The organism is Castellaniella sp. WN, from assembly GCF_054457555.1.
On record NZ_JBTKZC010000001.1, the window covers coordinates 757,666 to 781,874 of the forward strand.

22 protein-coding genes are annotated in these 24,209 nt (G+C 66.4%); 5 read left to right on the forward strand and 17 right to left on the reverse strand.

Annotation, left to right across the window (positions count from 1 at the left end; translation table 11 throughout):
• Window positions 1–134: 134 nt before the first annotated feature.
• The 3 genes from ACTPOE_RS03465 to ACTPOE_RS03475 form a co-directional block, all read right to left on the reverse strand.
• Window positions 135–929 carry an ABC transporter ATP-binding protein gene (locus tag ACTPOE_RS03465; protein WP_458870815.1) on the reverse strand — a complete coding sequence of 265 codons (795 nt, stop codon included), beginning with the start codon at window positions 927–929 and terminating at the stop codon, window positions 135–137.
• A gap of 27 nt (window positions 930–956) precedes the next feature.
• Window positions 957–1,844, reverse strand: a complete 888-nt coding sequence (locus tag ACTPOE_RS03470; RefSeq protein WP_458870816.1) for an ABC transporter permease — start codon at window positions 1,842–1,844, stop codon at window positions 957–959.
• Window positions 1,845–1,934: 90 nt separating this feature from the next.
• The gene (locus ACTPOE_RS03475; RefSeq protein ID WP_458870817.1) at window positions 1,935–2,903 is read right to left on the reverse strand and encodes an ABC transporter substrate-binding protein; all 969 of its coding nucleotides are present in this window, start codon (window positions 2,901–2,903) and stop codon (window positions 1,935–1,937) included.
• A 480-nt stretch (window positions 2,904–3,383) separates the two neighbouring features.
• On the opposite strand from ACTPOE_RS03475, the gene ACTPOE_RS03480 reads away from it, so the two are divergent.
• A complete protein-coding gene (locus ACTPOE_RS03480) occupies window positions 3,384–4,421 on the forward strand; it encodes an IS630 family transposase (protein WP_458870376.1) in 1,038 nt (345 codons plus the stop codon).
• Window positions 4,422–4,439: 18 nt separating this feature from the next.
• Here ACTPOE_RS03480 and ACTPOE_RS03485 read toward each other — a convergent pair whose 3' ends face one another.
• The 11 genes from ACTPOE_RS03485 to aroC form a co-directional block, all read right to left on the reverse strand.
• The gene (locus tag ACTPOE_RS03485) at window positions 4,440–5,147 is read right to left on the reverse strand and encodes a phosphoribosylanthranilate isomerase (RefSeq protein ID WP_458870818.1); all 708 of its coding nucleotides are present in this window, start codon (window positions 5,145–5,147) and stop codon (window positions 4,440–4,442) included.
• Complete coding sequence (locus ACTPOE_RS03490; RefSeq protein ID WP_458870819.1) at window positions 5,144–6,811, reverse strand: TRAP transporter large permease; 1,668 nt, start codon at window positions 6,809–6,811, stop codon at window positions 5,144–5,146. The genes ACTPOE_RS03485 and ACTPOE_RS03490 overlap by 4 nt, the downstream gene beginning before the upstream one ends.
• A 2-nt stretch (window positions 6,812–6,813) precedes the next feature.
• A complete protein-coding gene (locus tag ACTPOE_RS03495) occupies window positions 6,814–7,425 on the reverse strand; it encodes a TRAP transporter small permease subunit (protein ID WP_458870820.1) in 612 nt (203 codons plus the stop codon).
• Window positions 7,426–7,818: 393 nt separating this feature from the next.
• A complete protein-coding gene (truA, locus tag ACTPOE_RS03500; RefSeq protein ID WP_458870822.1) occupies window positions 7,819–8,637 on the reverse strand; it encodes a tRNA pseudouridine(38-40) synthase TruA in 819 nt (272 codons plus the stop codon).
• A gap of 71 nt (window positions 8,638–8,708) precedes the next feature.
• Window positions 8,709–10,346, reverse strand: coding sequence for a type IV pilus assembly protein FimV (locus tag ACTPOE_RS03505; protein WP_458870823.1), 1,638 nt, complete (start codon window positions 10,344–10,346; stop codon window positions 8,709–8,711).
• Window positions 10,347–10,423: 77 nt separating this feature from the next.
• The gene (asd, locus tag ACTPOE_RS03510) at window positions 10,424–11,554 is read right to left on the reverse strand and encodes an aspartate-semialdehyde dehydrogenase (RefSeq protein ID WP_458870825.1); all 1,131 of its coding nucleotides are present in this window, start codon (window positions 11,552–11,554) and stop codon (window positions 10,424–10,426) included.
• A 52-nt stretch (window positions 11,555–11,606) separates the two neighbouring features.
• The gene (gene leuB / locus ACTPOE_RS03515; RefSeq protein ID WP_458870826.1) at window positions 11,607–12,683 is read right to left on the reverse strand and encodes a 3-isopropylmalate dehydrogenase; all 1,077 of its coding nucleotides are present in this window, start codon (window positions 12,681–12,683) and stop codon (window positions 11,607–11,609) included.
• 121 nt (window positions 12,684–12,804) lie between these two features.
• Window positions 12,805–13,461, reverse strand: coding sequence for a 3-isopropylmalate dehydratase small subunit (gene leuD / locus ACTPOE_RS03520; RefSeq protein WP_458870827.1), 657 nt, complete (start codon window positions 13,459–13,461; stop codon window positions 12,805–12,807).
• Window positions 13,462–13,470: 9 nt separating this feature from the next.
• Window positions 13,471–14,874 (reverse strand): 3-isopropylmalate dehydratase large subunit, encoded by a 1,404-nt coding sequence (leuC, locus tag ACTPOE_RS03525; RefSeq protein ID WP_458870829.1) that lies wholly within the window; start codon window positions 14,872–14,874, stop codon window positions 13,471–13,473.
• 151 nt (window positions 14,875–15,025) lie between these two features.
• Window positions 15,026–15,841, reverse strand: coding sequence for a M48 family metallopeptidase (locus tag ACTPOE_RS03530; protein WP_458870830.1), 816 nt, complete (start codon window positions 15,839–15,841; stop codon window positions 15,026–15,028).
• A gap of 119 nt (window positions 15,842–15,960) precedes the next feature.
• Window positions 15,961–17,019: a chorismate synthase gene (aroC, locus tag ACTPOE_RS03535; RefSeq protein WP_458870831.1), complete on the reverse strand. Its 1,059-nt coding sequence runs from the start codon at window positions 17,017–17,019 to the stop codon at window positions 15,961–15,963.
• Window positions 17,020–17,230: 211 nt separating this feature from the next.
• Between aroC and ACTPOE_RS03540 the strand changes: the two genes are divergently transcribed.
• Window positions 17,231–18,883 (forward strand): methyl-accepting chemotaxis protein, encoded by a 1,653-nt coding sequence (locus ACTPOE_RS03540; protein ID WP_458870832.1) that lies wholly within the window; start codon window positions 17,231–17,233, stop codon window positions 18,881–18,883.
• A 66-nt stretch (window positions 18,884–18,949) separates the two neighbouring features.
• Here ACTPOE_RS03540 and ACTPOE_RS03545 read toward each other — a convergent pair whose 3' ends face one another.
• Window positions 18,950–19,363, reverse strand: coding sequence for a MerR family transcriptional regulator (locus ACTPOE_RS03545; protein WP_458870833.1), 414 nt, complete (start codon window positions 19,361–19,363; stop codon window positions 18,950–18,952).
• A 199-nt stretch (window positions 19,364–19,562) separates the two neighbouring features.
• Here ACTPOE_RS03545 and ACTPOE_RS03550 point away from each other — a divergent pair, with 199 nt between their 5' ends.
• Window positions 19,563–20,441 (forward strand): EAL domain-containing protein, encoded by an 879-nt coding sequence (locus ACTPOE_RS03550; protein ID WP_458870835.1) that lies wholly within the window; start codon window positions 19,563–19,565, stop codon window positions 20,439–20,441.
• 36 nt (window positions 20,442–20,477) lie between these two features.
• Here the strand turns inward: ACTPOE_RS03550 and ACTPOE_RS03555 are convergent, their stop codons facing one another.
• Window positions 20,478–21,956 (reverse strand): protein adenylyltransferase SelO, encoded by a 1,479-nt coding sequence (locus tag ACTPOE_RS03555; RefSeq protein ID WP_458870836.1) that lies wholly within the window; start codon window positions 21,954–21,956, stop codon window positions 20,478–20,480.
• Window positions 21,949–22,314: a DUF2069 domain-containing protein gene (locus ACTPOE_RS03560; RefSeq protein ID WP_458870837.1), complete on the reverse strand. Its 366-nt coding sequence runs from the start codon at window positions 22,312–22,314 to the stop codon at window positions 21,949–21,951. The genes ACTPOE_RS03555 and ACTPOE_RS03560 overlap by 8 nt, the downstream gene beginning before the upstream one ends.
• Before the next feature lie 51 nt (window positions 22,315–22,365).
• Here ACTPOE_RS03560 and ACTPOE_RS03565 point away from each other — a divergent pair, with 51 nt between their 5' ends.
• Window positions 22,366–23,622, forward strand: coding sequence for a YihY family inner membrane protein (locus ACTPOE_RS03565; RefSeq protein WP_458870838.1), 1,257 nt, complete (start codon window positions 22,366–22,368; stop codon window positions 23,620–23,622).
• A 36-nt stretch (window positions 23,623–23,658) separates the two neighbouring features.
• A complete protein-coding gene (locus ACTPOE_RS03570) occupies window positions 23,659–24,120 on the forward strand; it encodes a CBS domain-containing protein (protein ID WP_458870839.1) in 462 nt (153 codons plus the stop codon).
• Window positions 24,121–24,209 lie beyond the last annotated feature (89 nt).

Here is a 24,209-nt window from a genome sequence, read left to right on the forward strand (position 1 = left end):
CTCCGATTCGGCAGGCACAAAAGGGTCAGCAGTGACCCTTTCTCAAGCCGGCACAGCCCTCCACGTCGCCGCTTGCAAGCGGCTCCGATTCGGCAGGCACAAAAGGGTCAGCAGTGACCCTTTTGTGTCCAGCCTCATCCAAGCAGCAGTGTATCGTCTGCGAGTTCCTCGCCGCGCACTCTCTCGAACATGGCGAGCAGGTCGGGGACTTCCAGCCCGCGGCGGGTGTCGCCCGAGACGTCGAGGACCACCCTGCCCTGGTGCAGCATGACAGTCCGGTCGCCCACGTCCAACGCCTGGCGCATGCTGTGGGTGACCATCATCGTGGTCAGGCCGTGCTCGGCCACGATGCGGGCGGTCAGGTCGAGCACGAACTGGGCGGTGCGAGGATCCAGCGCCGCCGTGTGTTCGTCCAGCAGCAGGATGCGCGAAGGGCGCAAGGCAGCCATCAGCAGACTGACGGCCTGGCGCTGGCCGCCCGACAGCAGGCCGATCCGGTCGGTCAGTCGGTTCTCCAGCCCCAGCCCCAGCATGCTCAGGCGTTCGCGGAACAGCACGCGCATTTCCTCGCGCACGGCCTGGCGCAGGCTGCGGAACTGGCCCCTGCCCAGAGCCAGGGACATGTTTTCCTCGATGGTCAGGTTCTCGCAGGTGCCCGCCATCGGATCCTGGAAGACGCGCGCGACCTTGCGCGCACGGTCCCAGACCGGCTGGCGGGTGACATCCTCGCCGTCGATCAGGACGGCGCCGCTGTCCACGCCCTGCTCGCCGGAAATGGCGTTCAGGAAAGTGGACTTCCCGGCGCCATTGGAGCCGATCACGGTGACGAACTGGCCCGCCGGGATGTCCAGCGACATGCCGCGCAGGGCCTGAGTTTCGATCGGCGTGCCGGGATTGAAGGTGAGATGCAGGTTCTGGGCGCTCAGCATGTCGGGGCCTCTTTGTGTGAACAGGCCCTAGGCCCTCTTTTTGCGCAGGCGCTGCTTGGCGAGCGGGATCACCAGGGCGACCGTGACCAGTACGGCCGTGACCAGGTTCAGGTCCTGGGCCTTCAGGCCCACGAAGTCCGCGTTCAACGCCAGCGCGATGAAGAAACGATAGAGCACGGCGCCGATCACCACGGCCAGCGTCGCCACCATCAGGCGTCGGCTGGGCAGGACGGATTCGCCGATGATGACGGCGGCCAGGCCGATGACGATGGTGCCGATGCCCATGGAAATGTCCGCCCCGCCCTGCGACTGTGCGAACAGCGCCCCGGCCAGGCCGCACAGGGCATTGGAAATCGCCATGCCCAGCAGGACCATGTTGTCCGTGCGGATGCCCTGGGCGCGCGCCATGCGCGGGTTCGAGCCGGTCGAGCGCATCGCCAGGCCCACCTGGGTGGCGAAGAACCAGTCCAGCAGCAGTTTGGCGATCACCACCAGCGCCAGCAGGATCAGCGGCCGGGCGACATAGTCCTCCAGGCCCTCGGGCTGCAGCACGGTGAAGACAGTGGGATCAGTGATCAACGGCACGTTGGGCGCGTCCATGACGCGCAGATTGATCGAATACAGGGCGATCATCATCAGGATGCTGGCAAGCAGGTCCATGATCTTCAGCCGCACGTTCAGCCAGCCCGTCACCATGCCGGCGAAGCCGGCGGCCAGGGTGGCCGCGCCGGTCGCCAGGAAGGGATCCGTACCATGGTGGATCAGGATGGCGGCCGTCGCGCCGCCCAGCGGAAAGCTGCCGTCCACCGTCAGATCGGGAAAGTTCAGCACGCGGAAGGAAATGAGGACACCCAGCGCGACCAGGCCGAATATCAGCCCGATCTCGAGGGCTCCCCACATGGAATAGATGGACATGGAATGGAAATCCCTGGATGCGGCCGAGGGAAGCCGCCATGACGGCCGGGCCGCCTGAAGGCGGCCCGGGGAGGTGAAACGCGCGAAAAGTTACTTGACGACCTGGGCGGCCGACTTGACCAGGGCGTCGGACAGGGTCACGCCCTGCCGGGCAGCCGCGCCAGGATTGACGTAGAGTTCGAGCTTGGAGCTGGTCTCGGAGGCGATGGCACCGGGCTTTTCGCCCTTCAGGACGCGCACCACGAGCTTGCCGGTCTGCACGCCCAGGTCGTGGTAGTTCACGCCCAGGGCGGCGATGGCGCCGCGCTTGACGCTGTCGGTGTCGGAGGCCACCAGGGGGATCTTGGCGGAATTGCCGACCTTGACCAGGGATTCGTAGGCCGACACCACGTTGTTGTCGGTGTTCGTGTAGATCACGTCCACCTTGCCCACCAGGCTGCGGGCGGCGGCGCCCACGTCCACGGTGCGGGCGGCGGTGGCTTCGACCAGGCTCATGCCCGATTGCGGCAGCAGCTCGCGCAGGCGTTTGACCACGACCACGGAATTGGCCTCGCCGGGGTTGTAGACCATGCCGACCTTCTTGGCGTCGGGCACGACTTTCTTGATCAGGTCAACCTGCTTTTCCAGCGACAGGGCGTCGGACACGCCGGTGACGTTGGTGCCCGAAGCTTCCCACCCCGGCACGAGCTGGGCGGCCACCGGATCGGTGACGGCGGAATAGACCACCGGAATGGTCTTGGTGGCGGCGACCACGGCCTGGGCCGAGGGCGTGGCGATGGCGACGATCACGTCGGGCTTGTCGCCCACGAATTTGCGGGCGATCTGGGCTGCGATGGCGGTATTGCCCTGGGCCGTCTGGAATTGCCATTTCAGGCCCTTGGCCTCGGTGTAGCCAGCGGAAGCCAGAGCTTCGTGCACGCCGTCCTTCACGGCATCGAGGGCGGGATGCTCGACGATGGAGGTGACCGCCACGGATTGCGCCTGGGCCTGCGCGGCGGCCAGCGCGCCGGCCACGGCGGCGGCGCCGGCGAGCTTGCGAAGGACGGAATGCAGCTTCATGAAGGAACTCCTTTGAATGGGGGCGATGCCGGGTCGTGTCCGGATCGGGCAATGCGGCGTCCAGTCTACCCGCCGGCATCAATATTTTCTGCAAGGGATATCCCTGCGGCGGCAATTATTGTAGCTTGGACACGAAATGGCGAGGCTGCTTGAGCACATAATACCAATATAGAAGAGAAAAGCAGGATCGCATGCCAAAAAACGACCGACAAGAAATTTCGACGTCAGAAAAATCCGTCTCGACCGGTGATTGATGCCCCGGGATTCGGACGCAACTCAGCGGATCCGGCGCTTTTCCAATCAGCGCCGGATAGCCCCCGGTATCCTTGTCTGACTAATTCGCACACTCGCCTTCGGCGTCTGGACTCGCCCTGCCGCGTTGCCATCCGGATCTGAGTATCCTAACTAATCGAGCAGGACACTATAGATCAGGCCCATAAATAGATTGAAATTCTGTCGATCTGATGCGATGCTTTGCGGATGGAAAAAGATGATGCAAGAAAGCTCAGTCCGGCCGAGCAGCATGAGAGGCGTCGGCAGGTGATTCGTGCGTACAAACGCGGACGAAGCAAACCTCAGATCGCCGTTGACGTTGGGCTGAGTCACACGGCGGTGAGCAAGGTGATCGCACGCTATGAGGCGGGGGGGATGCTGTCGCTGGCACCCCGTCGGCGTGGCCGTCGCCGTGGCGAGGATCGCGCACTGACCGCCGAGCAGGAACAGACGGTGTGCCGCATCATCTGCGACAAACGCCCCGAGCAGCTGAAGATGGACTTTGCGCTGTGGAGCCGTGCGGCGGTTATGCAGCTGATCGAGCGCGAGTGTGGTGTGACGCTGCATGTGCGCTCGGTGGGCAAGTATCTGGCCCGCTGGGGCTTCACCCCGCAGAAGCCGATCAAGCGTGCTTACGAGCAATCGCCCGCCGCGGTGCAAACCTGGTTGGAGGACACGTATCCGGCCATCGCCGAACGTGCCAAGGCCGAGGGCGGCGAGGTCCACTGGGGTGACGAGACGGCGCTGGTGAACACCGACGTGCGCGGTCGCAGCTATGCGCCCAAGGGCAAGACTCCGGTGGCGATGGCCATTGGCGGGACGCGGCAGAAGCTGTCGATGATCGCCAGCGTCACCAACCAGGGCAAGGCACGCTGGATGATCATTGATGGCGCGTTCAATCACGAAAAGTTGATCGAGTTCTTCGAGTCGCTGGTCCAGGATGCCGGGCGCAAGGTGTTTCTGATCCTGGACAACCTGGGCGTGCATCACTGCAAGCCGGTGAAGGCGTGGTTGGCCGCACACTCCGATCAGATGGAAGTGTTCTATCTGCCCAGTTACAGCCCCGAACTCAATCCCGAAGAACGCTTGAATGCCGATCTCAAACACGTCATCGGGCGCAAGGTTCCGATACGCACGAAGGCCAAACTACGCGCCGCTGCAGAAGAGCACATGCAAGTCGTCGCCAGCGAGCCGGCACGTGTCAAAGCCTACTTCCAAGACTTCCACGTCAAATACGCTGCGTAAAACTGTTTGAGGGCCGGATCAATAGGACGTCCGTGCGGCATCGGCGGCGCGCACCGCCCGCATGAACGCCCGGATGCGCTCCGGATCCTTGATCCCGGGCGCCGATTCCACCCCGCTGCTGACGTCCACGGCGAACGGCGCCAGGGCGGCGATCTGCGCGCCCACCGTTTCCGACTTCAGACCGCCCGACAGGATCAGGGCCGGCGCGCCCCCGCCCCGGGGCACCTCGGCCAGCAAGGCAGTGTCGAAGCCGCTGCCGCTGCCTCCATAGCCGGCGCTGTAGCTGTCGAACAGCCAGCCGGCGGCCTGGCCGTGGGCCATGCAGGCCCTGGCCAGGCCGGCCGCCGTATCCATCCCGGGCGATCCCGCCCGGAAGGCCTTCACGTGGCGCACACCGAAGCCGCCGCAGAAATCGGGCGATTCCTCGCCATGGAACTGCAGCAGGTCGGGATGCACGGCCTCGATCACCCGGTTCACCATCCCGGCGTCGGGATTGACGAACAGGGCCGTGACACTGACGAAGGCCGGTACCCTGACGCGCAAGTCGGCCGCCAGGTCCGGTGTCAGACAGCGGCGGCTGGGCGGGTAGAAGACCAGCCCGATGGCGTCGACGCCGGCCTCCACGGCCGCGGCCAGGTCCTGCGGACGGGTCAGCCCGCAGACCTTGACGCGCGTGCGCCGGGATCCGGCCACGGCGCTCCCGGGCGATGCGACCGGCGTGCTCATTGGAACGCGGCCCCCGCGTCGCCCGATCCGTAGCCGTCCTGGCCGTAGGCGCTGTCCTGGCCGAAGGTGACGCCGGCCGGATCGACGGTGGGCGCATCGCTCTTGTAGTGGGTCACCATGCCGGGGAAAGCCAGCACCGCGCCCACCATCAAGACCTGGATGATGATGAACGGAATCGAGCCCCAGTAGATCTGGGCCGTGGTGACTTTCGGGATCAGCGCGCCGGTGACTCGGTCGCGGTAATCTTCCTTGGGCGCGACGGAGCGCAGGTAGAACAGCGCGAAGCCGAACGGCGGGTGGATGAAGGAAGTCTGCATGTTCACCGCCAGCAGCACGCCGAACCAGATCAGGTCGATACCCATCTTGTCGGCCACGGGTCCCAGCAGCGGCACGATGATGAAGGCCAGTTCGAAGAAGTCCAGGAAGAAGGCCAGGAAGAAGGTCATCACGCTGACCACGATCAGGAAACCGACCTCGCCGCCTGGCACGTGCAGCAGCAGTTGTTCAACCCAGAGGTCGCCGTTGATGCCCCGGAAGCTGAGACTGAAGACTGTCGAGCCCACCAGGATGAATACCACGAAGCAGGACAGCCGGGCCGTGCTTTCCATGGCCTGGCGCAACTGCCTCATGGAAAAACGGCCGCGCGACACCGCCATGATCAGTGCCCCGATGGCGCCCATCGCGCCGCCTTCGGTGGGCGTGGCCACGCCGATGAAGATCGTGCCCAGCACCAGGAAGATCAGCGCCAGCGGCGGAATCATCACGAACACGACCCGCTCGGCCAGGGCCGACAGCAGCTTCAGGCGCAGGAACCGGTTGGCCAGGGCCATCGCCAGGGCGGCGGCGCCCCAGATCAGCAGCACGATGACGACGCGTTCGTCGACCGGCACGTCGGTGTGGGCGCGGAAATAATAGTCCGAGCCCCAGTAGGCGGTCGCGGCCGCGATCAGGGTCAGGAAGGCCAGGGACCGCAGGCCGCGCCGCCCACGCGCGTCGACGAAGCCGCGCGCCTCCGGCGGCAGAGCCGGCACGTGGCCGGGCCGCACGATGGCCACCAGGAAGATGTACACCATGTAGGCTCCGGCCAGCAGCAGGCCCGGCAGCATGGCGCCCCGGTACATGTCGCCGATGGAGCGCCCGAGCTGGTCGGCCAGGATGATCAGCACCAGCGAGGGCGGAATGATCTGCGACAACGTCCCGGACGCGGCGATGACGCCGGAAGCCAGACGCCGGTCATAGCCGTAGCGCAGCATGATGGGCAGCGAGATCAGGCCCATGGAGATGACCGATGCCGACACCACCCCGGTGGTCGCCGCCAGCAGCGCGCCGACGAACACCACCGCGATCGCCAGCCCGCCGCGCAGCGGGCCGAAGAGCTGGCCGACCGTGTCGAGCAGGTCCTCGGCCATGCCGGACCGCTCCAGGATCAGGCCCATGAAGGTGAAGAAGGGCACGGCCAGCAACGTGTCGTTGCCGACGATGCCGAATACCCGCTGGGGCAGCGCCTGGAAGAGCAGCGGGCTCATCAGGTTCAGATCGATGGCCACCAGGCCGTAGAGCACGCCGGTGGCAGCCAGGGAGAAGGCGACCGGAAAGCCCAGCAGCAGGAACACGATCAGGTTGAAGAACATGATCGGCGCAAGATTGTCGACGAGGAATTCCATGCTCAGCGTCCCCGTGCCGGTTGTTCGAGGTCGGCCCGCCGCTGGGCCAGGATATCTTCCACCAGGGCTTCCTCGTCGCTCTTGCCGCTGGAGACTTGCATCGGATTGGGGCATAGACCGCGCAGAAAACCGATGCACTTGACCAGATGCGACAGCCCCGCCAGGATCAGCAGGGCGAAGCCGACCGGGATCAGGAGTTTCGCCGGCCAGCGGATCAAGCCCTCGGTGTTCGAGGACAATTCATGGGTGATCCAGGATTCCCAGAAGAAAGGGATCGACAGCCAGAACACCAGACAGGCCGCCGGCAACAGGAAGAACAGCACCCCGAAGATCTCGATCCTGACCTGGGTGCGCTCGGGCAGCTTCTGCGACAGGACGTCCACCCGCACGTGCTCGTTGCGCAGGAAGGTGTAGCCCGCCGCCAGCAGGAAGATGGCCCCGAACAGATACCACTGCAATTCCAGCCAGGCATTGGAGCTGAGGCTGAACAGCTTGCGCATTACGGCGTTGCCGGCGCTGACCACGGCCACCACCAGCACCAGCCAGGTGATGGCCTGGCCGACGAGCGTGTTCAACGCATCGATCCACCGGGATATCGTCAGGAGAGGTTTCATCGTGCTTCCATGAAACAGGGAACGGAACGGCGCGGGCTTGCCCCGTTCGCAATCAAATCGCTCAATTCTATACGAAGCACCAAACAGGCCACCTCGGGAATCGCCCGGATGAGATTGGACATGAAATGGTCCCTGCGGACCATTTCATGCCTATCGAATCCGAGCGGCATGCAGGCCGCGAGGTGGGGAGATGCCACGGCTGAAGAATGGTCCCTGCGGACCATTTCATGCCTATCGAATCCGAGCGGCATACAGGCCGCGAGGTGGGGAGATGCCACGGCTGAAGAATGGTCCCTGCGGACCATTTCATGCCTATCGAATCCGAGCGGCATGCAGGCCGCGAGGTGGGGAGATGCCACGGCTGAAGAATGGTCCCCGCGGACCATTTCATGCCTATCGAATCCAAGCGGCATACAGGCCGCCCAGGTGGTGGCACAGAGCTTCCCGAGCCATGCGCTGCGGCAGCACCGTATCCGGATACTCCGCATGAGCCAGATACAGGCCATCGGGCATGAAGGTGGGCGCGGCCCGCCGCCGGTCGCGGTCGTGCAGCAATTCGGCCACCCATTCGGGCGGGCGGCGACCTCGCCCCACCATCACCAGCACGCCCATCAGGTTGCGCACCATGTGGTGCAGGAAGGCATTGGCGCAGAACTCGAACACCAGGAAATCCCCGCTGCGCCGGATCTCCAGAGCCCGCAAAGTGCGCACCGGGCTGGCCGCCTGGCACTCGGACGAGCGGAAGGCGCTGAAATCGCGCTCGCCCACCAGCAGGGCGGCGGCGGCGCGCATGGCGTCGTCGTCGAGCCTGTCGTGCACCCAGCCGACCCGGCCGTGCAGGATGGGAGAACGAACCGGAGCGCTGCGCAGTATGTAGAAATAGGTGCGGGTGCGGGCATCGAAGCGGGCGTGGAAATCGCCGGGGACGGCGCAGGCCCACTGCACGGCCAGACTGTCCGGCAACAGGGCGTTCAGCCCCCGCACCCAGGATTCGTCGCGCCGAACGGCCGCGGTGTCCAGGTGCACGACCTGCTGCAGCGCATGCACGCCGGCGTCGGTGCGGCCGGCACAGACGGTCGGCACGGCGGGCGCTGCCAGGAATCGGCGCAACGCCGATTCCAGGGCGTCCTGCAAGGTCCGGCCGCCTGGTTGGGTCTGCCAGCCCTGCCAGCCCCGGCCGTCGTAGCTCAGCCCGAGCGCGATGCGTCCCATGAGGATCGGTTTCCGATGTGCGCGGCGGTACGGATGGACGGCCGGCGCGGCCGCCCATCGCGCGCCTCCGGTCAGCTCTGCGGCGGGCGCGATTCGCCCGATTCGAGATTCAGGTCGATGTCCTGGATCCGCTCGCGCACCATGGACTCCGTCACCCGGGGGCTGGCGTCGGCCTCGTCCCGGGCGGCGTTGGCCCGACGCAGCAGCCAGGCAATGATGAGCACGATCAGGGCCAGCAGGCCCGTCATCACGCCCAGCAGATGATCCTGGAGCCAGGAGGCCCGGTGCTGGGCGCGCTCGGAAGGCCGCAGCTCGGCAGCCTGGACAGTCGGACTGGCCGCGTCCGCGGCGGCGGAGCCCGCCGAAGCGGAGGAAGCGGCGGGGGCCGCGCTCCCGGAGCCCACCGCGACATTCGCGGGCGCGCCCCCCGAAGTGGAGGCGGCTCCGGAGCTGGAAGCGGCCTGAGTCCCCGCCCCGTCCGCGCGAGCGGCGTTCTGCTTCGAGGCCGCCGCGCCGGACGAACCGGAAGCTCCGGCTTCCCCGCCCGCCGCGACCGCACCGTCGGCCTGAGCGGCGGCTTCCTGGCTGGCCTCGCTGATCGCGCTGGCGATCTCCTGGATCGAATGGCCGATGGCCTCGGCCCCCTGGGCAGCGGCGTTGCGCGCGGCCTCGCCCTGGGACTGGAGGGCCTGGTTCAGGTTCTGCACGTTGCTCTGGAGTTGATCGACCCGGGATTCGGCATCCTTCAGGGCATGCCCCCGGGCCGTGCGGGCATCGACGGCCGCGTCGGCGCCATTGCGGCCGGATTCGGTCAGGCGCAGGCGATCGCCCGTCGCACCGGCAGACCTGGCGTCGGTCCGGGATTCGTCCCGCGAGACGGCGCCCGCCGAGGCCTGGCCCGCGTCCGCAGCGGCCGCCGTTCCAGCCAGGCGCCCGCGCATCCGGGCGAAGGCGGCGGCCTGAGCCTGAAACTGGCGCCGGGCTTCGGCGTCGGAAATCGACAGCATGTCGTTGACGTCCGGCACCGTCAGCGATGCGCCCGCGCGCACCAGGTTGACGTTATCGTGGATGAAGGCTTGCGGATTGGCGCGCTGCAGCGCCATCATGAGCTGGTAGATGGAGACGCCATCGACCGCGTGGCGGCGGCTGATGGCGAACATCGTGTCGCCGCGGCGCACAGTGATGGCGCCGGCCGGCACCCGCCGGGTGCTGGTGTGCGGCGCGGCGGCTCCCACCGCGGTCGTCGACGCCCCGCCCTGTTCCGCTGGCTGCACGGCGGCGGACGAGGTAGCGGCCCGGGCCGGCCCGGGCGCCACCAGGGACACCTGGTAGCGCTGGTCGCCGGTGGCCGTGCGCACGTCCAGCAGCAGATCCGCCAGGTTGCCGGAGAAGGCCTGTCCCGAGCCGACGCGCAGGACGCGGCGGCCACCGGACCGGACGTCCGCGCCGACAGAGACGGACAGGCTGTCGAGCGACACCGGCGGCGTGAGCCCCGCCTGGACCCAATCGGCGGCCGGCGCAGGCCGGGCGGACAGGGCCTGCAGGTCGGCGTCCGTCAGGCCGGATACCGGCACCAGGATCAGCAGCGGCTCGCCCGCTCCCGAGGCCAGGCGCGCATGGCCGAATGTCGCGGCCTGGACCACCCCGCCCGTCAGGAAGGCCAGCGCCAGGGCGCCGGCCGCCAGGCGGCCCGCGGAAGTCCGGCGCATCACGCGCGCCGGGTTCGGGAGGTTTCGGATCGAAGGGGCGGCGTGGGCATGGGGGTTTTTTTCCATTCTTTTATCGTTCAGAGTTCGCCCAGGGCGATGCGCAACATGCGGCGCAGGGGTTCGGCGGCGCCCCACAGCAGCTGGTCGCCGACCGTGAAGGCGCTGAGGTATTGGGGACCCATCGACATCTTGCGCAGGCGCCCCACGGGGATGTCCAGCGTGCCGGTCACCGCCACGGGAGTCAGATCCCGCATGGAGGATTCACGATCATTGGGCACCAGACGAGCCCAATCGGTGCCGGTGCGCACCGCGTCGTTGATCTCATCCAGGGGAACATCGCGCCGCAGCTTGATGGTCAGCGCCTGACTGTGGCAGCGCATGGCGCCGATCCGCACGCACAGACCGTCGACCGGCACCGGATCTGAGCCGAAGCCCGGGCCACGCCCGAGGATCTTGTTGGTTTCCGCGCCGCCCTTCCATTCTTCGCGCGACATGCCGCCGCCCAGATCCTTGTCGATCCAGGGGATCAGGCTGCCGCCCAGGGGCACGCCGAAATTTTCCCGGGGCAAGTCGGCGGATTTCTGGGCCTGCAGTACGCCTCGGTCGATGTCCAGGATGGCGGACGCCGGATCGGCGAGCTGATCGGCCACGGCCTGGTTCAGCAGGCCGAACTGAACCAGCAGCTCACGCATGTGGCGCGCGCCACCGCCCGAGGCGGCTTGGTAGGTCATGGAGGTCATCCATTCGACCATGTCGGCCTTGAACAGGCCCGCCAGACCCATCAGCATGCAGCTGACGGTGCAATTGCCACCGATGAAGTCGCGCACGCCGCGCTGCAGGGCGGCGTCGATCACCGGACGGTTGACCGGGTCGAGGACAATGATGGCGTCGTCCTTCATGCGCAGGGTGCTGGCGGCGTCGATCCACAGGCCCTTCCATCCGGCGGCGCGCAGCTTCGGGTAGACCTCGGTGGTGTAGTCGCCGCCCTGGGCGGTGACAATGATCGGCAACTGGCGCAGGGCCTCGATGTCGTGCGCGTCCCGCAGGGAACCCGCACCCGACGCCCAGGCAGGCGCCGCGCCGCCCGCGTTGCTGGTGGAAAAGAAGACCGGTTCGAACAAATCGAAGTCCTTTTCATCGCGCATGCGCTGCATGAGCACCGAGCCGACCATCCCGCGCCAACCGACCAAACCGACTGCCTGAGCCATAAATCCCTGCCTGAACCGTAAAAGTGGATGTTTGAACGCCTAGTTTAATGCTTCAGTTTAATGCCTTCAGCACGGCATCGCCCATTTCCGAAGTCGAAACCCGCGTGGTACCGACCTCGAAGATATCGGCCGTGCGCAATCCCCGGGCCAGCACCGCCTGCACGGCGGCCTCGATCCGGTCGGCTGCGGGGGCCGCGTCCAGGGAATAGCGCAGCATCATGGCCGCCGACAGGATGGTCGCCAGGGGATTGGCGATGTTCTGACCGGCGATATCCGGCGCCGAGCCGTGGCTGGGCTCGTACAGGCCCTGCCGGCTGGCGTTCAGCGATGCCGAGGGCAGCATGCCGATCGAGCCTGTCAGCATGGCGGCCTCGTCCGACAGGATGTCGCCGAACAGATTGCCAGTCACCACCACGTCGAATGCCTTGGGTTCGCGCACCAGCTGCATGGCGGCGTTGTCCACATACATGTGGGACAACTCTACCTTGGGATATTCGCGGGCCACGTCGATCATGACGTCGCGCCAGAACTGCGAGGTTTCCAGCACGTTGGCCTTGTCCACGCTGCACAGCCGGCCCTGGCGTCCCGCGGCCGCCTGGAAGGCCACGTGGGCGATGCGGCGGATCTCGGACTCGGCGTAGTGCATGGTGTCGTAGCCCTGGCGCTCGCCCGCGAACGGACCGTCCTCCAGCGTGCGCACGCCGCGCGGCTGGCCGAAATAGATATCGCCCGTCAACTCGCGCACGATCAGGATGTCCAGACCGGCCACCACCTCGGGCTTGAGCGACGAGGCATTGGCCAACTCCGGATACAGAATCGCCGGACGCAGGTTGGCGAATAGCCCCAGGGCCTTGCGCAGGCCCAGCACCGCCTGCTCCGGGCGCAGGGCGCGTTCCAGATTGTCGTATTTCCAGTCGCCCACGGCGCCGAACAGCACGGCGTCGGAGCGTTTGGCCAGGGCCAGGGTGTCCTCGGGCAGGGGGTGGCCCTTGGCGGCGTAGGCGGCGCCGCCCACGGGCGCTTCGGCCAGTTCCAGGTCCAGGTCCAGCGCGCGCAGCACGCGCACCGCCTGCTCGACGATTTCAGGGCCGATGCCGTCGCCCGGCAGAACTGCGATGCGAGAAGTCATGAAGGATTCCGATTCGTGAAGGCCCGCCCCATGGCGCGCGAACGGATTCGCGCATGCCGCGGGCCGGGCCGGAAGGCGCCGCTCGCCCGCGACGCCATGGGGTTGAGGAAGGAATGGAAAATCAAAGGCCGCCGGGGTTCTGGCGCTCCAGCCAGGCGTGCTGCGCCAGGCGCCGCGCCTCGAAGGCGCGGATCTCGCTGGCGTGCAGCAGGGTCTGGCCGATCTCGTCCAGGCCCTTCAGCAGCGATTCCTTGCGGTAGGCGTCGATCTCGAAGGACCAGGATTCGCCGTCGGGCGCAACCACCCGCTGTCCGGCCAGGTCCACGGTCAGTTCATAGCCAGGAGCGGTCTCGACGGCCTGGAACAGGCACGCCACTACATCCTCGGGCAATACGATGGGCAGAAGGCCATTCTTGAAACTGTTGTTGAAAAAGATATCGGCGTAGGACGGCGCGATCAACGCGCGGAAGCCATACTGCTGCAGAGCCCAGGGCGCGTGTTCGCGGCTGGAACCGCAACCGAAATTCTTGCGGCACAGCAGGACCGAAGCCCCCTGGTAGCGTGACTGGTTCAGCACGAAATCCGGGTTCGGCGGCCGGCGGCTGTTGTCCATGCCGGGTTCGCCGTGATCCAGGTAGCGCAGTTCGTCGAACAGGTTGGGACCGAAGCCCGTGCGCTTGATGGATTTCAGGAACTGCTTGGGGATGATCAGGTCGGTATCGACGTTTTCCCGGTCCAGGGGGGCCACCAGGCCCCGGTGCGTGGTGAAGGCTTGCATGTTCGAATCCTATTGAAAAGTGCGCACGTCGACGAAATGGCCAGCCACGGCGGCAGCGGCGGCCATGGCGGGACTGACCAGGTGAGTGCGGCCGCCCTGCCCCTGGCGGCCTTCGAAGTTGCGGTTCGAGGTCGAGGCGCAGCGCTCGCCCGGCTCCAGACGGTCGGCGTTCATGGCCAGGCACATCGAACAGCCCGGCTCGCGCCATTCGAAGCCGGCGTCCAGGAAAATGCGGTCCAGACCTTCGCGTTCGGCCTGTGCCTTGACCAGGCCGGAGCCCGGCACGATCATGGCCAGGCGCACGTTGGGCGCCACCCTGCGGCCTTTGGCCACGGCGGCGGCGGCACGCAGGTCCTCGATGCGCGCGTTGGTGCAGGAGCCGATGAAGACCTTGTCGATGGCGACCTCGGTCAGCGGTGTGCCGGCCTTCAGGTCCATGTACTGCAGGGCGCGCTCCATGCCCTTGCGGCGCACGGCATCGGCTTCGGCGGCTGGATCCGGCACCCGCGCGCCGACGGCGGCCACCATTTCCGGCGAAGTACCCCAGCTGACCTGGGGCTCGATGTCGGCCGCGTCGATCTCCACCACGCGGTCGAAGGTCGCGTCCGGATCGGAATGCAGAGTGCGCCAGTATTCCGCGGCCTGGTCCCACAAGGCGCCTTCAGGAGCATAAGGACGGCCCTTGAAGTAATCGATGGTGGTCTGGTCCACGGCCACCATGCCCGAGCGCGCGCCGGCCTCGATCGCCATGTTGCAGACCGTCATGCGGCCTTCCATGGACAGGGCGCGCACGGCGCTGCCGCCGAACTCGATGGCGTAGCCGGTGCCGCCCGCCGTGCCGATGCGTCCGATCACGTACAGGATCAGGTCCTTGGCCGTACAGCCAAAAGGCAGTTCGCCTTCCACGCGCACCAGCATGCTGCGGCTCTTTTTCATCAGCAACGTCTGCGTGGCCAGGACATGCTCGACTTCGGACGTACCGATGCCGAAGGCCAGCGCCCCCATGGCGCCATGCGTGCTGGTGTGCGAATCACCGCAGACCACGGTCATGCCCGGCAGAGTGGCGCCCTGCTCCGGCCCGATGACGTGGACGATGCCCTGACGGCGATCGTTCATGCGGAATTCAGTGATGCCCCAAATGTCGCAGTTCTTGTCCAGGGTATCGACCTGAAGGCGCGAGACCGGATCCTGGATACCCTCGCTGCGCGCCGTGGTGGGTACGTTGTGATCGGCCACCGCCAGATTGGCGGAGATCCGCCACGGCGTGCGGCCAGCCAGCTCCAGGCCCTCGAATGCCTGCGGACTGGTGACTTCGTGGACGAGATGACGGTCGATATACAGCAGACAGGTGCCGTCCGGGCCCTGGTGCACCACATGGGCATCCCAGAGCTTGTCGTACAGGGTTTGGGGCATGATCATGGTCTCGAAAATCGGAAAATGGACGCCGCCCACGCGTGTCGCGGGCGCGATGAACCCATTATGCCAGTGCGATTTTCCCGGACAAGACCAGCATTTATCCTAGTATTGGATGTAATAGATACCAGCTTGAACCCGCCTTTTCGAGCTAGCCTTTCTTTCCCTGATAGAGCGGCAGCACGATCTCGGAAGCCTGCTTCAAATCTGCGATCCTGCTCTGAGACGATGGGTGCGTGGACAGGATTTCGGGCTGCCCCCCGTCTCCCGCGCGTTCCATCTTCTGCCACAGCGTAATCGCGGCGCGCGGGTCGTAGCCGGCGCGGGCGGCCAGTTCCGCGCCCATACGGTCGGCCTCGGTTTCGTTGGAGCGGCTGTTGGGCAGGGTGAACATGACCTGCGTCAGCGAGGAGCCCAAGTCGGCCACGGCCTGGTTGCCCGTGACGGCCGACAGGATCGACAGGCCGACATTGGTGGCCATCTGGCGCGAAACCTGCTCGCGCGCGTGCTCCCGCAGGGCATGCGAAATCTCATGTCCCAGCACCGCCGCCAGTTCGGCGTCGGTGGGCTGGATCTTATCGAGCAAGCCGGTGTAGACCGCGATCTTGCCGCCCGGCATGCACCAGGCATTGACCTCGCCGGACTTCAGCAGGTGGATTTCCCAGGCCCAGTTGCGCGCGTCCGGACGGAAGACGCCGACCTGGGCGATCAGTTTGCGGGAGATCGCCTGGACGCGCTGAGTCTGCGCGGCCGGGGTGTCCAGGGCGCCCTGGGCCTTGGCCTGGGACAGGATCTGGCGATACTGGGTCGCCGCCTGTTGGTCCAGTTCGGCCTCGGACACCAAGGTGGACATGGTCTGGGTACGGTTCACCCCCACCAGCCCAGACTGGGTCGTCTGCACCTGGGCGCAGGCCGTCAGCAGGACGGCCAGGCCGGTCACGGAAAAATTTCGGATGGCCCGGATCATGATCATTCCTTTCCACGGCGCGGCCCGCAGGCCGCTTCGATTCTCCACGGCGCGGCCCGCAGGCCGCTTCGATTCGACCGGCATGAAAGAGTCCGCAGGGGACTCTTTCATGTCCGGTCTCATCCACACTGTCCCCGGTGGCGCAGCGCATGGTCCATCAGCACGATGGCCAGCAGCGCCTCGGCGATGGGCGTGGCACGGATCGCCACGCAGGGATCGTGGCGACCCAGCGTCTGCACCATGACCGGTTCGTTGGCCCGGTTCACGGAGCGGCGTTCGACCAGGATGCTGGAGGTGGGCTTGATCGCCAGCGACACCCGCAACGGCTGGCCGGAGGAAATCCCCCCCAGCACGCCGCCCGCGTGGTTGCTCATGAAGCCGTCGGGGCCGATTTCATCGCCATGCTCCGAACCGCGCATCGCGACACAGTCGAAACCCGAACCGATCGACACACCTTTGACGGCATTCAGCCCCATCATGGCGTGAGCGATGTCCGCATCCAGCCGGTCATAGACGGGTTCGCCCCAACCGGCGGGCAAGCCCTCGGCCGTAACTTCGATGCGGGCGCCGATGGAATCGCCATCATGGCGCAACCGGTCCATGAAGGCTTCGAGTTCGGGAACGATATCGGCGTTGGGCGCGTAGAACGGATTGTCCGGCACGGCATCCCAGGACACGAAGGGAATCGGGATCGGTCCGAGCTGGCTCATGCAGCCGCGGATGCGCACGCCGTGCTCCTGCATCAGCCATTTTCGCGCCACCGCGCCCGCCGCCACGGTGGGGGCCGTCAGGCGTGCCGAGGAACGCCCGCCGCCCCGGGGATCGCGCACCCCGTATTTCTTCCAGTAGGCGTAGTCGGCGTGGCCGGGGCGAAAGGTGTCGGCGATGTTGCTGTAGTCCTTGCTGCGCGCGTCGGTGTTGCGGATCAGCAGACCGATGGGCGTGCCGGTGGTGACGCCCTCGAACACGCCCGAGAGGATTTCCACCGTGTCCGGTTCACGACGCTGGGTGACGTGGCGCGAAGTGCCCGGCCGGCGCCGGTCCAGTTCCGCCTGGATGTCGGCCTCGGACAGCGCCATCCCCGGAGGGCAGCCGTCGATCACTGCGCCAATGGCCGGACCGTGCGATTCGCCGAAATTGGTGACACGAAACAGCTTTCCAAGGGTATTGCCAGACATGAGGGGTTCTCGTAAGGGCCCACGAGGGCCTGGAGGAAGGGTGCGCATGCGCGGGGCCGGCGCATGCGTCGGTCGATTATCGCATCTTTGACATCCCGCGGGCCGCGGCCGGAGGCCCGGACAGCGGAAGCCGCACACAGGGCTTGACTCCGTAGCCGGGTACGGAGCATAGCCTTCAGCGAACAAACATAATGCTTCCGAAGGAGCCCCCATGATGAAGCACCAGTCTTTGCGTGTATCCACCCAGCTCATCTGCGGCTTCCTCATCGTCAGCGGCATCGCCACCCTGATCGGCCTGCTGGGCCTGTACTCCACCCGCACGGTCAACCGCATGGCGGAAACCATGTACCACCGCGACATCGTGGGCCTGCGGGATACGGCTCAGGCCAATCAGCAACTGCTCATGAACGCCCGGGCCATCCGGATCGCGGCACTGGCCCCCACCGCGGAAATCCGGGATGCCCAGTTGCAGGCCGTCCAGCGGCACCTGAACAACCTCGACGCGAATCTGGCGCGCGTCGCGCAATCGCTCACCACGCCCGAGGAACGCCGCCTGCTTGCCGAGGCCGAGGAAACATCCCGGGAATACCGGAAGCACATCGCGCGAGTGGTCGACATCCTGCCGACCGAGCCTTTGCAGCAACCGCGCCAATCCGTCGGCATTCTGTATGGCCAGGTCGTCCCCACGGCCAACCGGCTGGACGCGCAGATGGCCCAGCTCATCGAGCACCGCATCACCCAGGCTGACGCGCTCAGCCAGGAAACCGCTTTGCTCTACGCGCGCATGGTCTGGCTCATCATCGGGCTGACCCTGGGCGGTACGCTCCTGGGGCTGGTCATCGGCCTGTTCCTCACCCGCAATCTGAAACGCGCCCTGGGCGGCGAACCCCAGGACGTGGCGCAGGTGGCCCGGAACGTAGCCAACGGCGACCTGAGCACCATGCTCGACACCTCACGCTCCCACCGCGACAGCGTGATGCAGGCCATGGCCCACATGCAAGAGTCCTTGCGTGGAATCGTAGGTACGGTGCGGGCTGGCAGCGACAATATCGCCAGCGGCTCTGAACAGATCCGCCTGGGCAACACGGACCTGGCTCAGCGCACGGAACGTCAGGCAGCCGACATCACCGAAACGGCCGCCGCCATGGATCAACTCTCGAGCACCGTGGCCACGACGGCGCAGGCCATGCGCCAAGCTGCGCAGTTTTCCTCGGACGCCAGCCAGGCGGCGGAACAGGGCGGGCAGCGCATCGAATCCATCGTCCAGACCATGCAGGGCATCCAGGAAGTCTCACAGGAAGTGGCCGGCATCGTGCAAGTGATCGACAGCATCGCCTTCCAGACCAATATTCTGGCCTTGAACGCTGCCGTCGAGGCCGCTCGCGCCGGCGAACAGGGCCGCGGCTTCGCCGTCGTGGCCGGCGAGGTGCGCGCCCTGGCGCAGAAAAGCGCTCTGGCCGCCCGTGAAATCACAGCGCTCATTACCAAAAGCGCCGAACGCACCGATGTCGGCGCCCGAACGATCGAACAGGCGGGCTCGGAAATCCGGTCCCTGGTGGACAAGATCCGGCAAGTCGCTCAGCTCATCGATTCCGTGGATGCCGCCACCACCGAACAAACCTCGGGCCTGAGCCAAATCAACGCCGCCGTGGGCCAGCTCAATGACATCACCCAGGAGAATGCGGCGCTGGTGCAGGAATCGGCTACCGCCGCCGCCAGCCTCAGCGACCAGGCGCGGCAATTGCTGGACGTCGTGCACCAGTTCAGGATGGAAAAGGACATGGGGCCGGCATCGATCACCGGGCACGCGACCGACGGCGTCCTGCGAGCCCTGGAAGCGACGAGCCTGCCCTCCCCTGGCTGACGCCGGCCTGCGGCGGAGCCCCGGATCGACTTGCGCATGCCGTACCACCGGTCCACAGGCTCCCGATCAGGAGGACGGCATCAGGATATCCGATGACTGACAGAACGCATAGGCCCGCAGCGGACACTGGGCGCAGCCTGGATGTCCGCGGCATTGTTCCAGCATGGTTTCCAGTCCCCTGACCATCCTGCCCAGGTCCCGCATCTGATTATGCAGAACATGGATCTTCTCCTGTACCAACTCCTGCACCTGCACGCATTGCACCGCCTGCGGAGGCTGCAGCAACAGGGCGATTTCGTCCAGAGAGAAACCCCAGGCCTGAGCCCGCTTGATGAAGCGGATCCGTTCGACGACATCCTGGGAATAGCGCCGATGGGAACCCAGGGGCTTCGCCGGCACCGCGACGAGGCCGCGGCGCTGGTAGTAGCGGATGGTCTCCACGTTCACGCCGGCCAGTTTCGCGGCACGACCGATGTTCAATGCATCACCTCATGAACTCCTTGACTCCGTACCCGGGTACGGACATTAGATTGCCCCTGGCAATCAGGAATTCATGAATGCCGCGAACCGACATGCCACCCATGCAGATCGGCCGCGCTTCCACCTCTATTTGATGAACGACTATGTTATCCGTAACAAAACCATTTGCCTAGAATCGAAACATCAAAGGCCGCGCCGCATGGAAGAAACTGCACCAGGACAGGAGATCGGAGGCTTTCCATACATCCCCCCTCAGATCAGCAACGATCTGGGCGCCGCCGCGGAAGATTCGAGTCCGGTCCTTCAAGCCGCCTTGCGACATGCCCTGGAACAGGATGAATTCCGCCTCGCCTATCAGCCCATCGTCGATTTGCGCAACCACAGGACCATCGGCGCGGAAGCGCTGATCCGCTGGCCCCGGACGCTCATCGGGCCGGACATCTTCATCCCTGTGGCCGAGCGCGTCGGCCTGATCCGGGACATCACGAGGCAAGTCTGCCAGCTGGCCGCCAGCGACCGCATCACACAACGGATTCCAGGCTCCATCCGACTATCGATCAACCTGTCGGCGGCGGATGCGGAAACCATGGAGACGGCCTCGCTGCTCTCGAACCTGTCCCGGGAGCTGGGCAGCCCGGCGGCCCTGAGCGTGGAACTGACCGAGCGCTGCCTGCTGACGCCCGAACGCTGCAGTCCCGTCATCCAGGCGATCCGCGCCCAGGGCATCCAGGTGCACCTGGACGATTTCGGCACCGGCTATGCCAATCTCCAATCCCTGGTCGAGCTGTCCCTGGACGGGATCAAGATCGATCATCGTCTGACCCGGCGCGTCGATGGCTCACGCACCGCCCGGGAAATCGTCCGCCATCTCGGCCGGCTGGCCGGTGCGCTGGGTCTTTCAGTCACGGCCGAAGGTGTGGAAACCGAGGCCCAGGCACGATGGCTATCGGTCCTGGGCATCCGCCGGGCGCAAGGCTGGCTGTTCGGCCGGCCCCGATTCATCGAGGACTACCCCGCCCACACAGTCCCGGACGCCGGCCCCCGCGCCGGACACAAGGTGTCCGGACAGCACGGCTGACAGGCTCCCCTCTTCCATCCGCACGAAGCGCGAAAATCAGGAAGAGCAACTCACGGCCACCGCCGGCTCGTCGGCGGCGGGCGGCCGTGCATAGAACTCGAAGCCGGGACGTTCCGTGTACGGGTCCCGCAGCAGGACGAGCAAGCGACCGATTTCCGAGGCGTCGCTCCGCTGTGCGGCCTCGATGGCGCGCTGCGCCAGGTGATTGCGCAGCACGTAGAGGGGATTGGCGCGATCCATGGCGGCGCGCCTCGCATCGGCGTCACCGCCCTGCCCGGCACGCCGGGCCAGGTAGTGGTCCAGCCAGGCGCGCGCCGGCGCGGCATCCGCGAACAGGGCCAGCCAGGGTCCGGCATCGCGGTCGACACCGGCCAGCCGGCGGAAAGCCAGGGTGAAATCGGCCCTCTGCGCGTGCAGCAGGTTCCACCAGTCGTCCTCCAGCGCCGCGTCGTCCGGCCGCCAGGCGTCCAGGCCCAGCTTGCGTGCCAGGCTGGCGCGGTAGATCGCCAGGAACTCGGCCTCGAAGGACGCCAGGCTCGCCTCCAGCGCAGAGGCCTCGCAGCCCAGCACCAGCAGGCTGCCCGCCAAGCGATACAGGTTCCAGCGGGCCACGGCCGGCTGGGCATTCCAGGCGTAGCGTCCCGCCGTGTCGCTGTGATTGCAGACATGATCCGCCTGGAAGGCGTCCATGAAGCCGTAGGGACCGTAGTCCAGCGTCAGGCCCAGGATGGACATGTTGTCGGTGTTCATCACCCCGTGGCAGAAACCCGCGAGCTGCCATCGTGCGATCAGGCGCGCCGTGCGCCGCGTGACCTCGGCCAGCAGCCGGCAGGCCGTGACGGGCGTGTCCGTCTCGCCGCCAGCGATTTTCCGACATTCGGGATACCAGTGCTCGACGACGTAGTCCAGCAGGGCCTTCTGTTCGTGATGCGAATGGCCCCAGTGCTCGAAGTGGCCGAAGCGCACGAAGCTGGGCGCCAGGCGGGTGACGATGGCGGCGGTCTCGACGGTTTCGCGCACGACCGGATCGTCGGAAGCGGCCAGCGCCAGCGCCCGGGTCGTCGGGATGCCCAGGCCGGCCATGGCCTCGCTGGCCAGGTATTCGCGCACGCTGGAGCGCAGCACGGCCCAGCCGTCCCCCATGCGGGAGTACGGCGTGCGGCCCGAGCCCTTCAGCTGGACCTCCCAGACGCCGTCGGAAGTCCGGACGTCGCCCAGCAGATGCGCGCGGCCATCGCCCAGCTGTCCGGCCCAGACGCCGAACTGATGCCCGCTGTAGACCGTGGCCAGCGGCGGGATGTCCCCCAGCCGGCCGCCGCCGGAACACAGGGCCAGAAACCCGGGCGATCGCAGCGCCTCGGCGTCCAGGCCGATCAGGGCCGCCGCGTCCGGATTGGCGTGCAGCAGGCGGGGTTCCCGCAAGGGCCGGGGATCCACCTGGACGTAGAAGTCGCGCGGCAGAGACGCGAACGAGCAACCCGCGCGCAACCCGGCCAGGGACGACGGTTCAGCCATGGCGCACCGCCCGCTTGGCGGGACGCACGTACAAGATGGCGCCCAGGTACAGGCCCAGAGACAGGAGGATTTCCAGACCGGCCAGCGCCGCCGACACGGGCGAGACGTCGGACCAGGCGCGCACGACGCCTTCCATCAGATAGAGCAGGCTGAGCATCGACACCCATTGCAAAGTGTAGAGCCGGCGCCGCAGCATGCCGCTGACGGCAAACAGCAAGGGCACCGCTTTCAGGGCCATCAGCGTGCCACCGGGCCGCAGAGGCGCCCACCACAGTTCCCAGCCCACGCACAGGACGATCAGGCCGAACAGACAGGCGCACGCCAGGCCGTGCAGGCCTGGACTGAATTTGATTTCCACGTTTTCCATGCTGGTATTATGGCTCGAAACCTCGCGTCCGCTCCACGCCCCATGACGACACTGCAGACTCCCGCCCCGTCCCTGACCGAACGCCGCAACCGCGCGCTGGACATCCTGCGCTTCACACTGGACTTCGCCGGCCACCGCAAGCTGACCCGGGTGGCCTCCAGCCTGACCTTCACCACAGTGCTGGCGATCGTGCCGATGCTGGCCGTAGTGCTGGCGCTGTTCACCGCCTTCCCGCTGTTCGCCGAATTCCACAAGGCCCTGGAAACCTTCCTTGGCGAAAGCCTGCTGCCGCCCTCGGTGTCCGACACCATCATGCGCTACCTGAACCAGTTCGCAGCGCAGGCGTCGGGCCTGACGGCAGTGGGCGGCGCCTTCCTGGTCGTGACTTCGATCCTGCTGATCATGACCATCGACGAGGCTTTCAACGAAATCTGGAACGTCGCCCGCCAGCGCCCCATGCGCCAGCGGCTGCTGGTGTACTGGGCGATCATTTCCCTGGGGCCGATCCTGATGGGCGCCAGCCTGTGGGCCAGCTCGGTGCTGGCGCGGGAATCTCTGGGCTACATCGGCAACCTGCCCGAAGGCATCGGCCTGCTGCTCAACCTGGTACCCCTGCTGATGTCGGTGCTGGGCTTCACCGCCTTGTTCGTGTTCGTGCCCAACTGCCGGGTACTGTGGCGCGATGCCGCGCTGGGCGGCCTGGGCACGACGGCAGTGCTGGCCGTGATGAAGGCGGGGTTCACCGCCTACCTGACGCGCTTTCCCTCCTACACCGTCATCTACGGGGCCTTCGCCACGCTGCCGATCTTCCTGCTGTGGATTTACCTGTCCTGGCTGGTAGTGCTGATGGGGGCCACGGTGGCCTCGCTGCTGCCGGCCCTGCGGCTGCACCGCTGGGTGCTGCAGCGTCAAGTCGGCGCCCAGGCTGTCGACGCGTTGGGAATTCTTCGCGTCCTGTGGCGGGCGCGCGGCGCTCAGCCCCCGGGGCGCAGCCTGGGCTACCTGGAAAAACACCTGCGCGTCCACCCAGACGCCCTGCGCGACATACTCGGCGCTCTCCGCGAACTGGGCTACGCCGTCCCGGTCGCCGACGGCGACCAATGGGTGCTGGCTTGCGATCCTGCCCGGGCCGACATCGGCCCGCTGGTGGACCGGCTGCTGATCGACCGCACCCAGGCGGGGCTGCGGCCCGGTACCCTGGAATCCCTGTCGAGCGCCCTGCTGGGCGCTCCCCCCGTCCTGGACGCGCTTTTCAGCGGTGACGCTACCGAAAACCAGGACGATGATGCACAATACTGAACAAACGGCCGGACCACGGCGCCACTGGGAATCGACATGCTGAAAGTCAATGAAATCCTACGCGTGAAGGGGCACACGCTGTACACAGGGACGCCCGACATGCCGGTGCGCGAGGCCATCGCCACCATGAGTCAGCTCGACATCGGCTCGCTGGTCATCATGGACCACGGCCGGCTCGCCGGCATGCTGACCTTCCGCGAAATCATGAATCACCTGAACGCCCACGACGGCCAGGCCGGCGACTACACGGTGCGCAGCATCATGGACGACGCGCCCGTCAGCGTCACGCCCAACACCGACGCCGACGAGGTCCAGCGCCTGATGCTCGACAAGCACGCCCGCTACATCCCGGTGATGGACGGCCCCACCCTCATGGGCGTGATCTCGTTCTACGACATGGCGCGCGCCATCGTCGAAGCCCAGCAGTTCGAGAACGACATGCTGAAAGCCTACATCCGCGACTGGCCCGCCGACACATCGGATACGCCGACCCGCTGATGTCCTGTTTTGGATGCACGGACTCGTCAGGCAAGGCGCAAACCGCAGCGATAGCCCAGCTATCGCGAGGATGAGTCCGGGCATGGGGC